This is a genomic window from Trinickia sp., assembly GCF_051953405.1.
Lineage (GTDB): Bacteria > Pseudomonadota > Gammaproteobacteria > Burkholderiales > Burkholderiaceae > Trinickia.
Genome location: NZ_JBQCIV010000012.1, coordinates 53,000 through 67,422 on the forward strand (window position 1 = coordinate 53,000; position 14,423 = coordinate 67,422).

Here is a 14,423-nt window from a genome sequence, read left to right on the forward strand (position 1 = left end):
TCGCCCCAACGAAGCAGCCTTCATTGGGGCGATCGGCAACGCGCAGTCCTGGTCGCGCCGACGCAGCCACGACGAGACCGACCTACTGCGGCAACACCTCTCCGCGCGTTTCCGGCGCGAACGGAATCACGAACAGGCCGAGCACGAACACCACTGCCGTCAACGCAACCGGCAAGCCCAGCGTATGCGTCTGAAGCACGGCTGCACCCAGCAGAAAGTTCACGCCCGCACCGATAAACCGGCCGAATGACGTGCAAAATGCAAAGGCCGTCGCACGAACGCGCGTCTCGAACTGCTCCGGCAGCCAGAGGCTGAACAGCGCGAAATTGCCCCCGAAAAATCCGAGTGCGAACAGCCAGGCGATGAACGGCGCCAATCCATTCGGCAGATAAAACGCCCAGCCGAAGCTGCCGAGGATCGAAACGGCCATGCCCGCGAAATAGACGGCGAGCGTCTTCTTACGTCCGATCCGCTCGGCGAGCGGCGGCAGCGCCAAGCAGCCGAGGATCGTTCCGATGGAGAGCAGACCGGTCGCCAATGAAGCCGTTTTGATTGCCCCCGCCTTATCCATGCCCGACTTCAGCGCGAGTTGAATGACGGCAGACGGTTCATAAACGGCACCGGCCCATAGCCCAACGATGGCGATCGTCAGCAGCACGCAGGCCACCCAGGTACGGCGACGGTAACCGGGCCCGAAGATCTCGGCCAATGGTTTCGTCTGCACGGCGCGCGCCTCGGCCCGCTTCCACGTGTCGGGCTCCTTCACGCGCAACAGCACGAGAATCGCGACGACGACGGGCACCGCCCCCGTCAGGAACATCGCCCGCCATCCGAAGTGCACACCCACCGTGTAGTTCAAAGCGGCCGCCAGGAAGAACCCGGCGTAATAACCCGTCTGCAAATACCCGGCACCCATTTTTCGCCTGTCCTCGGGCCACGACTCCGCCACGTAGGTGCCGGCCAATGCCCATTCGCCGCCGATACCGACGCCAGCCAGGAAACGATAGATGCCCAGTTGGTAGACCGAGTGAGCGGTGGCGGAAAGACCCGTGAAGATCGCAAACATAAAGATCGTGCCCGCCAATACTTTCGTTCGACCGAACCGATCGGCCAACGGCCCCCAAATGAACGAGAGCCCCCAGCCGACCAAAAACAGCGCGAACAAGATCGATCCCGCTAAGCCGACATTGGCGGGCGTCGCGGCAAACCCCGAGTGCGGCAACAGCTCCGTCAATGCCGGCGTGAGCACCAGCGCATAAATGAACGAATCCATCCCATCGAGCGTCCATCCCGCCCACGCCCCCCAGAACCCGGCTATCTGCGAGCGATTGAGCGGCGTACGTCGTCGCGCGGCACGCGCGCTGTCTGTCATAGAACTCATGTGACTCCTCCGGTGAAGCGGTTAGGACTACGGATGTCTGACGACTGGGGGGACGCATGCGAATGGCCGCGCCCGCCTCGGACCCTGTTGAGCCTCGGGTTTGCCCGATTTTTAGATCGAATATTTTGTATATAATATCGACCATGATGATCGACGACGCAACGAATCGTTTTCCCTTAGAACCCGCCTCCGAGCCGGGCTTGCCGCTTGCGGCGGTCGCTGTCGCGCCGCGCACGAGCGCCTCGCGCATGGTGGCGGACGCGCTGCGCGCAGCGATCGTCGACGGCCGTTTGCCGCCGGGCGCACCGCTTCGCCAGGACGCCGTGGCACGGCATTTTTCGGTCAGCGCGATTCCAGTGCGCGAGGCGCTGCGGCAACTCGAAAGCGAAGGGTGGACGAAGGTCGAGGTGCACAAGGGCGCCACCGTCGCGCCGCTCTCGGCCGACGAAGCACGGGAAATCTATGAAATCCGCGCCGCGCTGGAAGGCCTGGCCATCACGCTCGCGATTCCGAATCACACCGAGGAATCGTTGCGCGAGGCGCAATCGCTGTTCGAGGCGGCGGAACGCGAACGCGACCCGGCGCGCTATGTGTCGCGCAACGAGGCGTTTCACATGAGCCTTTATGCGCCCGCCGGCCGCCCGCAATTGATCGAAATGATCGAGGTGCTGCACCGGCGCGGCGAACGCTATCTGCGCGTCAAATTCGGCCTGCCCGAACACAAGCGCGTATCGGATCAGGAGCACGGCCAATTGATGCGGATCGTCCGTCGCAAGGATGTCGCCGCCGCGCAGAAACTCATTGCCGATCACTTGCTCGGTACCGGCGAGCTCCTTCACCGTTTGCTCAGCGAACAGGCGCCGGAGCCCGGCACCGCCTCGCGCAAACGCGGCAAGGCGTCGGCGTCGAGCTCCGCAGCGGCATCGATGCTCGCACCGAAACCGCGCGCTCGGCGCACGAACGGATAGCGCAACACGGCCTTCAACCGTCTCACGGCCCCACGGTCCCACGTATAGGAGTCGATTCGCCCGATGACTTCCGCAACCGAACAGAGCGTGCAGCGCAGCTGGACCACCTTGCGCGACGAAAAAGCGAGGCGGCTCGCCGCCGTGTCGCCCTGGCTCGAAGACGGCATCCTGCCGCGAGAGCGTATCGTCGATGCACTCGAAGCCTTGATTCGTCCGGGCGATCGCGTCGCGCTAGAAGGCAATAACCAGAAGCAAGCCGATTTCCTCTCGCGCTCGCTGGCGCGGGTCGATCCCGAGATCGTCAACGGCGTTCATTTGCTGATTTCGAGCATCAGCCGGCCCGAGCATCTGACGCTCTTCGAACGCGGCATCGCGCACAAGGTCGACTTTTCATTCGCAGGGCCGCAGAGCCTGCGCGTCGCGCAACTGCTCGAAGACGGTCTGCTCGAGATCGGCGCGATCTATACCTACGTCGAACTCTACGCGCGCATGTTCGTCGACTTGACGCCGCGCGTGGCCCTGCTCTGCGCGCAGCAAGCCGATCGGCACGGCAATCTCTACACCGGCCCGAATACCGAAGACACGCCGACGATCGCCGAAGCCGCGGCGTTCCGACACGGCATCGTCATCGTCCAGGTCAACGAGATCGTCGATACCTTGCCGCGCGTCGACATTCCGGGCTCGTGGGTCGACGTCGTCGTCCAGGCCGATCGTCCCTTCGCCGTCGAACCTTTGTTCACGCGCGATCCGCGCCATATCGGGGATTTACAGGTGCTCACGGCGATGATGGTCATTCGCGGCATCTACGAACCGTATGGCGTGACCTCGCTCAACCACGGCATCGGCTTCGATACGGCCGCGATCGAGCTGATCCTGCCCACCTACGGCGCCGAACTCGGCCTGAAAGGGAAGATCTGCCGCAATTGGACGCTCAACCCCCACCCCACGCTCATTCCCGCGATCGAATCGGGATGGGTGGACAGCGTCCATTGCTTCGGCAGCGAAGTGGGCATGGAAGCCTATGTCGCCGCGCGGCCCGATGTCTTCTTCACCGGCAGCGACGGCAGCCTGCGGTCGAACCGCGTGTTGTGCCAACTGGCCGGTCAGTATGGCGTCGATCTTTTCATCGGATCGACGCTGCAAATCGATGCCGATGCGAATTCGTCGACGGTGACGCGCGGGCGCCTAGCCGGATTCGGCGGCGCGCCGAACATGGGTCACGATCCGCGTGGGCGCCGCCACGCGAGCGAGGCGTGGCTGAAATTGATGAAAGCAGCCGACGGCCCCGTCTCGCGCGGTCATAAGCTCGTCGTTCAACTCGCCGAGACGTACAAGAAAGGGGGCGAGCCCACGTTCGTCGACGAACTCGATGCGATCGCCCTCGGTAGCAAGAGCGCCATGCCGATCGCGCCGGTCATGATTTACGGCGACGATGTCAGCCACGTCGTGACCGAGGAAGGCATCGCCTATCTGCACAAAGCCGAAGGCATCGAAGAGCGGCGCGCAGCGCTCGCGGCCGTGGCCGGCGTGACGCCGATCGGATTGCGCGCGAAACCCGAGCGCACCGCCGAATTGCGGCGCCGCGGTATCGTCGCTTATCCCGAAGACCTCGGTATCCGGCGCGCGCAGGCGAAGCGCGCACTGCTGGCCGCGCGCAGCATCGATGACCTCGTCGCGTGGTCGGGCGGGCTCTACACGCCGCCGGCACGCTTTCGGAGCTGGTGATCCATGTCCGCGCGAGCCGTTCGTCGAACGCACTGCTTCGAGCCGGGAGCGGCGCCGCCCTATAGCGACCTGCCCATGCGGCTTGCCCGCTTCGCCACCGACGCACTGATCGAAGAAGCGCACGCCACACCGAAGCCGGCCCTCGTCGATCGGCGCGGCAACGGGGCGCATCGCGATTTGAGCCTGGCTGTGATGGAGCGATCCGCCTACTCGCTGGAGCCCACCTTCGCGGCACTCGCGCGCGCCTCGCAAGGCAAGCGGCCGTCGGCCGCATTGCGCGCCGATCTCGCCGCGATCGGACGCGACGGCGAAGCGGTCATGATGCATGCCACGCAGGGCAGTAACGCGCATCGCGGCGCCATTTGGATCGTCGGCTTATTGGTTGCGGGCGCAACGATCGCGAGCGAACTTGCCCAACCTCCGGTACCTGTCGCGGATGTCCTGTGCTCGATCGGCGCGCAAATCGCGTGCTTCCCGGATCACGGCGCCCCGCTCGTCGCCACCCATGGCTCGCGCGTGCGTGCGCGCTACGGCGTGGGCGGCGCGCGGCGCGAAGCACAGGAAGGGTTCCCGCACGTGCTGCGAGTCGGCTTGCCTGCGTTGCGCGCCGCACGACATCGCGGCATGGCCGAGCACGCCGCGCGCATCGATGCGCTGCTGGCCATCATGACGACGCTCGACGATACCTGTCTTCTGCATCGCGCCGGCGTCCCCGCGCTCAGCGCGGCCAAGCATGGGGCGCGGGAGGTCTTGTCGCTCGGCGGCATCTCGACGCCGAGCGGACAGGCCGCATTCGAGCGTCTCGAATCGCGATTGCTGGCGTTGAATGCATCCCCAGGCGGCGCCGCCGATCTGCTCGCGGCTACCCTTTTCATCGACAGGCTGGCGCCGCCGAGCGCCGATGGAGGAACAACCTTATGGAGCATCTGACGTTCGACTTCCCGGCGCGTCGCACCGTCGCGACGCGTGCGCATGTGGGCGTCGTCGGCTCGGGCGACTTGGAAGTGTTGCTCGTCCCCAGCGAAACGATGCAAGCGCGCGTCGTCGTCAAGACGAGCGTCGACGGCTATTCGCACATTTGGAAAAGCGTACTCGAGCGCTTCTTCACACGTTACGACGGGGCAGCCTCGATCGAAATCAACGACTTCGGCGCGACGCCGGGCGTCGTCGCGTTGCGCCTCGCCGAAGCGGCCGAGCGCTCGGATAGCGGCGCGGGAGAAAGCGCATGAGCGCAGGGACGAATCCTTATCCGAATCCGCTAGGCTCGCACGCGACGCCCGCGTTCGTCGCACGGGAGAGCTTCATCGAATTGACAGCGCGCGAGCGCGCGCGGCGCTTGCTCGATGCCGGCACGTTTCGCGAATTGCTCGGCCCGTTCGATCGGCTCACCTCGCCGTGGCTGCCGCTCCAAGGCATCGTCTGCCAAGCCGACGACGGCGCGGTCATCGCGCGCGGGTCGATCGACGGCGAGCCGGCCGTCGTCTGCGCGATCGAATCGGCCTTTCAAGGCGGAAGCATCGGCGAAGTCTCGGGCAGCAAGATCGCCGCGGCGCTCGAACTGGCGCGCCGGGATTGCGAACGCGGCCGGATCGTGCGGCCCGTCGTCATTTTCGAAACCGGGGGCGTGCGGCTGCAGGAAGCGAATCTCGGCCTTGCCGTCATCGCCGAAATACAAGCCGCCATCGTGGCGTTGCGACGGCACGTGCCCGTTGTCGGCGTCATCGCGGGGATGGTCGGGTGCTTCGGCGGCATGTCGCTCGCCGCGGCACTGTGCACGCGTTTGATCATGACGCGGCAGGGGCGGCTCGGGATGAACGGCCCCGAGGTCATCGAGCAGGAAGCCGGGATCGACGAACTCGATGCTAGCGATCGGCGCTATATCTGGGAACTGATCGGCGGCGAGCAGCGCGTCGCAACGGGGTTGGCCGACCATCTAGTGGAAGACGACGCCGAGGAAATCGGCGCCGCCGTGCGCGCCGCGTTTGCCTCCGGCGTGCCGGCCGTGCACCGTACCGAGGCTGTCGACCGCTATCTGGCGCTCCTCGCGCGCGTCGATCCCCAAACGATCTCGCCTGCCGGCATGCGAGCGCTGTTCGGCAGCGGCGGAGCGCCCGCCCCCGAACCTGCGGCGATCCATGCGGAAGCAATCGCGAAGGAGTCCGAATGAACGACACGATGCCCTCCTCCCGCGGTGAACGATGGCTGCACGCCCTCGCGGGCGAGACGGCCACGAACGCGCCCGTCCAGTACGCCGACGCCTCGTTAGGCGATGAGCCTGCGCGTTTCATCGCCGTCGTCCCCGCCCCCGAGCATCGCTTTCCTCGCGCCCGAGAGAACGTCGTCGGGCTCGAACAGGGGTGGCGCGTCGCGCAGGCGGTGCGCGATGCGATGAATGCCGATGCGCACACCGCCCGCAAGCGCCCTATCGTCGCGATCGTCGACGTGAAGAGTCAAGCGTACGGGTATCGAGAAGAAATGCTCGGCATCCACCTCGCCTGCGCAGCCGCCGTCGATGCTTACGCTCAAGCGCGGCTCGCCGGGCATCCGATCGTCGCGTTGATCGTCGGGCCCGCGATGTCGGGCGCATTTCTCGCGCACGGCTACCAAGCCGATCGCATCCTCGCGCTCGACGCGCCGGGCACGATGGTTCACGCGATGGGCAAGGAAGCGGCGGCCCGTGTCACGCGGCGTTGTGTCGAAGCGCTCGATGCGCTCGGCGACACGATCACGCCGATGTCGTATTCGCTCACCGGCGGGTTCGCCAAGCTAGGGTTGCTCGATCGCCTGATCGAAGACGTCGATGCCGATGCGCCGACCGACGCACAGGTGGGCCGGGTGCGCGCGGCGATCGTCGAAGCCGTGGCGTCGGCGCGGGCCGGGTCGCGCGCACTCGATCGACGGCTCGAATCGGATACCGCGCGCGCGACGCGGGCGGCATCGATCGACGTGCGCCAACGCATGGCGCTGCAATGGGACGCCGTGTAACCAGGCAGCGTGCGAGGCGAAGATAGAGACATGCAAGCATCTTCGAATCCGGCGACGTTCCGAGGCGCTACGGCGTACCGCCCACACGATCTGCTTCGGCTGCGCGCGCTCCCGCCGGCCGGGAACCCGCCGCCGTGGTTGGCCGGCGCGTTCGCGCAAGCGCCGTTCGCCGTGGTGCGGCGGGGTCAAGCGCCGCCGGGATTCGTCGCCGTCGGCTTTCGCGGCGCGTCGCGATCCGAACGCCACGGCGCCTTCGTGGCGATGGATGCCATCGTGTCCGTTCATTCGCCGGAAGCCATCGCACACCGGTGCATCGACCCACAGCGGGAAACGCTTAGCGCCTTCGCGGCACTTCGTCGAATGGTCGAATGTGGCGGTTTCGATTCGCTCGTATGGGGACCCACCGGCAGCGTCGGCTTCGAGCTTGCAACCGGGCAACCGATCGTCAAGGAAACCAGCGATCTCGATCTGCTCGTTCGCACGCCCAGCTCGCTGTCTCGCGCGCAGGCGCGTGTGTGGCGCGCCCGGTTGGAAAGCGTCGAGCGCGAGGTTGGCCTGCGCATCGATGCGCAACTCGACACCCCTTGCGGCGGGGTGGCGCTCAACGAATGGATCGAAGACAAGCCGCGCGTGATGGTGCGCGGCGCATCGGGCCCGAGTCTCGTAGCGGATCCATGGGCACCGGACGCGTTGCCGTGCGAGGCCGCACGCTGATGCTCGCGCTACTCTACCCGGGTCAAGGCACACAGAGCGCCGGCTTTTTGCATCGATTGCCGCCGCATCCCGTCGTCGCCACGACGATCGAAGAAGCCTCGGATGCTTTGTCGCTCGATGTCGGCGCGCTCGATTCCAGCGATGCGCTCAAATCGAGTGTGGCCGTTCAAATATCGCTTGTCGTAGCCGGCGTGGCGATCCACCGGCGTCTTGCCGATGCCGGCATCGAGGCGCAATGGCATGCGGGCTTGTCCGTTGGCGCCTATGCCGCGGCAGTTGGATGCGGATCGGTCGCGTTCGCGGATGCGCTGCGCATGGTGAAGATGCGGGCCGAATTGATGGAGCGAGCCTACCCGAGCGGCTACGGCCTCTCGGCTATCGAGGGATTGACGGAGGCGCAAGTCGAGGCATTGATCGAGGCCGCGATCGACACGGCAGCGCAAGCCGCGGGCTCGCGCGTGTACGTCGCCAATGTCAACGCCCCTCGGCAAATCGTCGTTGCCGGCGCCGACGCCGCCCTAGAGGAATTCAACGAGCGGGCGAGCGCCGCGGGCGCGCATCGCGCGAAGCGCCTTGCCGTCAGCGTTCCTTCGCACTGCGAACTATTGAACGCGGCATCGGATGCGCTCCGTGACTATGCGGCGACGATATCGTTTCGCGCACCGCAGCAGGGCTACGTCGGCAATCGCCGGGCGCGCGCGCTGCATCGGGGCGAGGATATCCGCGAAGACCTGGCGACTAACATGCGCTACACCGTGAGGTGGTTCGACGCGTTGACGACGATCGTGGAACGTGGCGCGACGGTGCTCGTCGAAGCGCCGCCGGGACAGGTGCTGACCGATATCGCACGGGCGGCGTATCCCGACGTCGCGGCGCTAGCGGCGGCATCGTTCGCCGGCGATCGCTTCGTCGAGGTTGTGGCGCGGCGGGTTGGGGAGCGGGCACGCCAGTAACCCGAGCGCCTCCTCTCTACCGAATCTCGAACTCGACCTTCCCGATCCCTTCGACCATACCGCGCACCACTCCCGGCCCCGTCGCCATATAAAGCGGCGTATAAGATCCGGTCGTGAGGACCGTTCGCGCCGGGATCGAATGGCCCGTCTCGAGCGTGCGCGCCACGAGCCATGCAATCAAGCGTCGCGGATCGCCCGCCGGATGCCGTGCCGCGCCTTGGAAAATTTCGTGGCTACCGCAGTAAAAACTGACATGCGGCGCGCTGAAATCGAAGCCGCGATCGTAAGGAAGGCTATCGCCGATCACGAGCGCGCCGTTGTTTTGCAAATCGGCCAGTTGCAGCAGCGGGTCGACGTTCGGCCAAGCATCGAACCGGCTATCGACCACCTCCACGACGACCGACATCGTATCGATCGCATCGATCACCTCGTCCGCCTGCTCGGACAGCCGATGGTCGATGTCCTCGGCGAAACTGAAGGCGATCTCGAGTTCTAGACCGATACGCGCATACTCGTCCCCGCGAATGCCCGCCGCCGCTCCGAACACGCGCGTCGAAGGCAGCGGCGCGCATTGCGGCACCGCGCTCGGCGATCCCGCTCCGATCTTGTATCCCGCGCACCCGCCCAATTTGTCGAGCACGAGTTGTTGGACGACATACGCTTCGTCGGCGCTCGCCGGCTTGCACGACTCGACCGAGCCCGCGTCGATCAGCGTCCGTGTGCTGCGCGCTTGCACGATCCGCGCGGCCAATTCTTGTGCATTGCTCATGATGTCCCTGTGCCTCCTTATCGTTCGCGTCCTGCCGTTCCAATCGCCGCCAAGAATACGCCGCCACGCAAGTTGCGCGCCACCTCTCCATGACGATATCCGGAGAGCGAGGAAAATAAAAACCCATCCGTGCACAGGCAACGGATGGGTCGAGGCAAAACACGCGGCGCAAAAGCGCGCCGCCACTTATTCTTCTTAGAACTTATGTCGAATACCGACGCGCGCCACCGCTTGCTTCGACGTACTGGAGCCATCGTCCGTACCCGGTATGAAGGCATGATCGAGCGAAGAGCCGGTACTGTCGCCGGCCACCTTCTGGAACGCCCCTTGGATGTAGACGTCCGTGCGCTTCGAAAGGTTGTAATCGACCATCAACCCGAACGTATGGATCTTCGGCTTCACGCCACCCAGCGTCGTCTCGTAGTTCTCCACCGTATAGACGTACTGCGCGCCGATATAGAGCGCGGGCGTGAGCTGATATTTGCCGTTCACTTCGAAGTTTTGATACTTCAATGCGTTCAACGTCGCGCCGGCGAGCGGCCCGGTGGTGGGTAAAAGCGAATCGAACGAGGTCAGATACGAGGGATTGCTCGTCGGATTGGTGATGTTCGTATTCGTATAGACGAAGCCCGCCGTGGCGGGGCCGAACGTGTAATTGATGCCGCCGCCGAAAATACGCAGGCGCGACGAAACGAAATTCGCGTCGTCCGCGGCGATCGCTCCGCCGGTTGTCACCCCGGGATTGTTCGCCTGCAAGTAAGCCGCGGCAACGAGCAATCCGCCGTTCTGGTACTGCCCGCCGAGGCTATATTGCCGGTTGTTCGAGAACCCGGTGCCGTTGCTGAAGCTGTAGGTCCCGCCGAACTGCAGGCCGGCGTAATTCGGGCTCGCGTATTTGATCGTATTGTTGACGCGGAAGGAGTTATCCGTGTTGTCGTTATCGAACGGATGCGACAGCAAGTAGCCGCCCCAGTTGCCGTTCGCCGTCGTCGGCGCGAGGTAGTCGACGACCGCGTCGTACTGGCGCCCGAACGTGACCGTGCCGGCGTCGCTCGACAGGCCGACGAACGCCTGCCGGCCGAACATGCGCGAGCCTTGCCCCAAGCGGCCCGAGTTGACGTCGAACCCATTCTCCAATTGGAAGACGGCTTTCAGGCCGTTGCCGAGATCCTCGGCGCCCTTCAAGCCCCAACGGCTGCCCTGAGCGTCCCCGCTCGCGAGTTCGTAATTGTGTCCGCCACGGACATTGTTCGTGTAGTTCAGGCCTTCGTCGATCAAACCGTACAGCGTGACACTGTTCTGCGCGAATGCGGGCGCGGCAAAAGCCGTCGACGCCGCTAGGAAAAAAATATGTTTTTTCATTGAATGCTCCCAAGCCGGCGAATGGATTGGAAAGACTTTCTTTGCCAGGCCCGATTCTAGTTATCTGCTTCGGGCCGCACTCGGTCTTCCTCGCACCGTTCGTCGTGACAACGCAATGGAGACGATGGTTGCACGACCGTATCGGCAAGTCCATCGCCCGGTGCGCACTTGGCCTGCGTCGTTGCTTATTGCCAACTACTGGGACGGCAATGATTTCTCCTTACCGATAGGCATCGGCAAGAACGTTACGCAACCTACTGGTCGCCTAGGGTTCACCCTTAGAATGAACTACCGAATTCACCGCCACACGGGTGGATATCGGTCGAGGCGAAATAAAAATGAAAGCTTCGGTTAATCCGCCGGCTTGCCCGAGTCAGTCTGGCAGAAGATCGCCGTGACGAACGGTGCGACATGGTGGACGATGGCCGAGCTGCCGCCGGCCCTGACCGCTGTCTTGACGCTATCGGTCGAACCCAGCACCACGGCACCGTAAGCGGAATCGGCGAGCGGCTTGCCGTCGCCCTGTCGAAACAGGGGATCGCCTTTCTGATAGCCGACGATGGCGAACACATGAAACCCGAACGCCGTCAAATCCGCGTGAGGCGTCGGATCGAACGCGTTGATCGAGTTCGATTCGACGTGCGACGGATGAGGGTCGATCAAGCCTTGCGATTCCAAAGCGCCAATGAAATCGCGCGCGGGACGGTCGCAATGCAGCGGCTCGTCCAGCGGCGCGGCGAACGCCGGCACGGACGAAGCCGCAGAGAGAACGACAGTGAGGGCAAGGACGAAACGATTCATGATGGCGATTACGCTCGGGAAACGGCCGAGCCGGTCACGATTTGGGTTTTTGCGCGTTGCACGCAGCGTGCCGAATGCACTCTAGGCGAAAGCCCGGCACTTTACCGCGTTTAGCGAACGCTCGCCCGGCCAAGGGATGCCAGCGCTGCGCCCGGACCTTCGGCCTGCCTGCCTAGCTGAAAGACATCACTGCGCAAAAGCGTATATATTCTTGCGGATGGACAACCGCGTCGACCCTTCGCATCGTGCCGTCCCTCCCATGCCGCGCACTTGGGACGCTAGGCTTGCTCGCCGTCTCGTCACTCCGCTCAAATCCTCGCGCGTCACGCCGAATCACCTCACCACCGTGCGTCTTGCCGTCGGCATGGCCGGCGCTGCCGCGCTCGCGCGCGGCGAATTCGTTTCGACGAATGTCGGCGCCCTGCTGATCGTCCTGTCGAATTTCATCGACCACACGGACGGCGAACTCGCCCGCATCAGCGGAAAGTCGAGCAAATTCGGGCACTTCTACGACTTGGCGAGCGACGCGTTCGTCACCATCGCATTGTTCGTCTGCATGGGCGTCGGCGTTGCGCTCGTGCATGGCGATAGCCCCTACGCGCAGCCCACTTGGCTCGGCGCGATCGCCGGTGTCGCCGTGGCGCTCATCTTTTACCTACGGATGCGCATTGAATCGATGGCGGGCAAAGCGGGCACGCGACAAGCGTCCGCGGCCGGCTTCGAGACCGAGGACGTTCTCTATCTATTACCGCTCGTTACGCTCACGCATCAAGTCGAACCGTTCGTTATCGCGGCGTCGGTCGGCGCGCCGTTGTTCGCGCTCTGGGTGGCGTTCGACTATCGGCGGATTGTGCGCCGCATGCGCGAGCCGCGGCAACAGCCCAGCGAAGCATGGGTGTCACGGTGAACGCGCGGTTGGAGGAGGCGCCCGCCCCCGCGGTGGCGGTTGCGCGGCCAGTCGATACGCCGATCGACGACGTGCTCGGCGTCGCGATACGCAGCCTCGATCCGCATACGCTACGCGAACGATTCGCCCACCAGGGCGCGTTCCTGTATCTAGACCGATTCCTGCCCGCGGACGTCACGGCGCGGCTCGCCGAGAGCGCACACGCGCTGGTGCCGGCCGTCAACCGTAACTATCTCCCCGGTCACAAGCAGGGCGGCAGCGTGAGCCGGCACACGATCGACCGGCTCGCACCGCATATCGCCGAGCTTTATCGCTCGCGCGTTCTGATCGATTGGCTCGAGGCCGTCACGGGCGATAAGCTGCTGCCCTCGCCCGACGACGACCCGCACGCCTACGCGCTCTATTACTACACGCGCGAAGGCGACCATATCGGCTGGCATTACGATACGTCGTATTACGATGGTCGGCGTTACACGCTGCTGCTGGGCGTGATCGACGAATCCTCCTGCCGCCTCGACTACGAACTGCACACGCGCACACCGGGCGCGCAACCGGTAGCGGGATCGATCCAGTATCCGCCGGGCGCGATCGTGCTGTTCGACGGCGACAAGCTGCGTCATCGCATTACGCCCGCGAAAGCCGGCGAGATGCGCGTGTCCTTGACCTTCGAATACGTGACCGATGCGCGGATGCGCCCGTGGCGCCGGTTCGTTTCCAACATGAAAGATGCGATCGCCTATTTCGGCTTTCGCCAGGTTTTCCGCTCCCTTCGCCGAAGCACCCGAGCGCCGGGCGGCCGAGACGGCCGAGACGGCGTATGACACGCACGACGGCCATTCTCTTATCGCTGGGCGCGGCGATTTTCATCGCATTGCTGGCTTGGCAGGGCGCGGGGGCCGTCATGGGCGCCCTCGCGACCGCCGGCTGGGGCCTCGCGCTCGTCGCGGCGTTTCATCTGTTCCCGCTCGTCATCGATGCGGCGGCGATTGCCGTGCTCATTGCCGCGCCCGCTTCGTTCGCCGATGCCCTGCGCGCCCGATGGGCGGGCGAATCGGTCAATAGCTTGCTGCCGGCCGGCCAAATCGGCGGCCCTGTCCTCATGGCCCGCCATTTGGCGCAGCGCGGCACGCCCATGCACGATGCAGCCGCGGCCGTGACCGTTTCGACGACGATGCAATCGGCCGCCCAAATCGCTTTCGCGCTGCTCGGGTTGACGGCATTCGCCGCGTTCTCCACCGAAAGCAGCGCCGCGGCAACCCACGCCCTGCATCTTGCGGCGCTCGGGGCGAGCGCCGTGCTCGCCGTCGCGCTCGCCGCTTTTTACTATGTCCAGCAACGCGGCCTGTTCGGCCGATTCTCGCGCCTCGTCGGCAAATTCTTCGGCCCGCACGGCGCCCTCGCATCGGCCGCGCACGCCGATGCGATCGACGAGGCGGTGCGCAAGTTGTACCGCTCGCGCGGCCGGATCGCAGCGACGTTCGCCCTCAGTTTCGCCGGGTGGGCGGTCGGCATCGGCGAAGTGTGGCTCGCGCTCGCTTTTATCGGTCACCCGGTGAACTGGCTCGATGCGTTGCTGCTCGAAAGCGTAGGACAAGCGATACGCGGCGCGGCCTTTGCGATCCCCGGATCGCTCGGCGCGCAAGAAGGCGGCTATTTGCTGCTGGCGCCTGTCGTGGGCCTTCCGCCCGATGCAGCGCTTGCGTTATCGCTCGCCAAACGCGCCCGCGAACTGGCACTCGGTTTGCCGGGCATGGTCTATTTGCAGTGGAGCGAACGAGATTGGCGACGCCGGCGCACGGCCGGCTTGCCGCTTACCGATTGACGCCAGATTCGTCCACCTCGGCGTCGCGGCTTTTGC

The 14,423-nt window shown here is 64.9% G+C and carries 15 protein-coding genes; 11 read left to right on the top strand and 4 right to left on the bottom strand.

The window, feature by feature from the left end:
- Positions 1–82: 82 nt before the first annotated feature.
- The gene (locus tag ACTHN9_RS02545) at positions 83–1,381 is read right to left on the bottom strand and encodes an MFS transporter (protein ID WP_440535175.1); all 1,299 of its coding nucleotides are present in this window, start codon (positions 1,379–1,381) and stop codon (positions 83–85) included.
- 149 nt (positions 1,382–1,530) lie between these two features.
- On the opposite strand from ACTHN9_RS02545, the gene ACTHN9_RS02550 reads away from it, so the two are divergent.
- From ACTHN9_RS02550 to mdcH, 8 genes are all read left to right on the top strand, one after another.
- A complete protein-coding gene (locus ACTHN9_RS02550; RefSeq protein ID WP_440535263.1) occupies positions 1,531–2,349 on the top strand; it encodes a GntR family transcriptional regulator in 819 nt (272 codons plus the stop codon).
- Between the two features lie 63 nt (positions 2,350–2,412).
- Positions 2,413–4,074, top strand: coding sequence for a malonate decarboxylase subunit alpha (mdcA, locus tag ACTHN9_RS02555; RefSeq protein WP_440535176.1), 1,662 nt, complete (start codon positions 2,413–2,415; stop codon positions 4,072–4,074).
- A gap of 75 nt (positions 4,075–4,149) precedes the next feature.
- Positions 4,150–5,004, top strand: coding sequence for a triphosphoribosyl-dephospho-CoA synthase (locus ACTHN9_RS02560; protein ID WP_440535264.1), 855 nt, complete (start codon positions 4,150–4,152; stop codon positions 5,002–5,004).
- Positions 4,992–5,303, top strand: coding sequence for a malonate decarboxylase subunit delta (locus tag ACTHN9_RS02565; protein WP_440535177.1), 312 nt, complete (start codon positions 4,992–4,994; stop codon positions 5,301–5,303). The genes ACTHN9_RS02560 and ACTHN9_RS02565 overlap by 13 nt, the downstream gene beginning before the upstream one ends.
- Complete coding sequence (locus tag ACTHN9_RS02570) at positions 5,300–6,241, top strand: biotin-independent malonate decarboxylase subunit beta (protein WP_440535178.1); 942 nt, start codon at positions 5,300–5,302, stop codon at positions 6,239–6,241. The genes ACTHN9_RS02565 and ACTHN9_RS02570 overlap by 4 nt, the downstream gene beginning before the upstream one ends.
- Positions 6,238–7,059, top strand: a complete 822-nt coding sequence (mdcE, locus tag ACTHN9_RS02575; protein WP_440535179.1) for a biotin-independent malonate decarboxylase subunit gamma — start codon at positions 6,238–6,240, stop codon at positions 7,057–7,059. Before ACTHN9_RS02570 ends, mdcE begins: the two co-directional genes overlap by 4 nt.
- A 30-nt stretch (positions 7,060–7,089) precedes the next feature.
- On the top strand, positions 7,090–7,773 hold the full coding sequence (locus ACTHN9_RS02580) for a malonate decarboxylase holo-ACP synthase (protein WP_440535180.1): 684 nt from the start codon (positions 7,090–7,092) through the stop codon (positions 7,771–7,773).
- Entirely contained in the window at positions 7,773–8,726 is a 954-nt protein-coding gene (gene mdcH, locus ACTHN9_RS02585; RefSeq protein WP_440535265.1) for a malonate decarboxylase subunit epsilon, read from the top strand. The genes ACTHN9_RS02580 and mdcH overlap by 1 nt, the downstream gene beginning before the upstream one ends.
- 16 nt (positions 8,727–8,742) lie before the next feature.
- Here mdcH and ACTHN9_RS02590 read toward each other — a convergent pair whose 3' ends face one another.
- From ACTHN9_RS02590 to ACTHN9_RS02600, 3 genes are all read right to left on the bottom strand, one after another.
- The gene (locus ACTHN9_RS02590) at positions 8,743–9,495 is read right to left on the bottom strand and encodes a 2-keto-4-pentenoate hydratase (RefSeq protein WP_440535181.1); all 753 of its coding nucleotides are present in this window, start codon (positions 9,493–9,495) and stop codon (positions 8,743–8,745) included.
- Positions 9,496–9,690: 195 nt separating this feature from the next.
- Positions 9,691–10,857: a porin gene (locus ACTHN9_RS02595; protein WP_440535182.1), complete on the bottom strand. Its 1,167-nt coding sequence runs from the start codon at positions 10,855–10,857 to the stop codon at positions 9,691–9,693.
- A gap of 351 nt (positions 10,858–11,208) precedes the next feature.
- Positions 11,209–11,658, bottom strand: coding sequence for a hypothetical protein (locus ACTHN9_RS02600; protein ID WP_440535183.1), 450 nt, complete (start codon positions 11,656–11,658; stop codon positions 11,209–11,211).
- A 217-nt stretch (positions 11,659–11,875) separates the two neighbouring features.
- Here ACTHN9_RS02600 and ACTHN9_RS02605 point away from each other — a divergent pair, with 217 nt between their 5' ends.
- Genes ACTHN9_RS02605 through ACTHN9_RS02615 form a run of 3 tightly spaced genes read left to right on the top strand, consistent with a single transcriptional unit; the run spans position 11,876 to position 14,387 of the window.
- Positions 11,876–12,565: a CDP-alcohol phosphatidyltransferase family protein gene (locus tag ACTHN9_RS02605; protein WP_440535184.1), complete on the top strand. Its 690-nt coding sequence runs from the start codon at positions 11,876–11,878 to the stop codon at positions 12,563–12,565.
- On the top strand, positions 12,550–13,386 hold the full coding sequence (locus tag ACTHN9_RS02610; RefSeq protein WP_440535185.1) for a HalD/BesD family halogenase: 837 nt from the start codon (positions 12,550–12,552) through the stop codon (positions 13,384–13,386). Before ACTHN9_RS02605 ends, ACTHN9_RS02610 begins: the two co-directional genes overlap by 16 nt.
- Positions 13,383–14,387 carry a flippase-like domain-containing protein gene (locus ACTHN9_RS02615; RefSeq protein ID WP_440535186.1) on the top strand — a complete coding sequence of 335 codons (1,005 nt, stop codon included), beginning with the start codon at positions 13,383–13,385 and terminating at the stop codon, positions 14,385–14,387. Before ACTHN9_RS02610 ends, ACTHN9_RS02615 begins: the two co-directional genes overlap by 4 nt.
- The last annotated feature ends 36 nt before the right edge of the window (positions 14,388–14,423 follow it).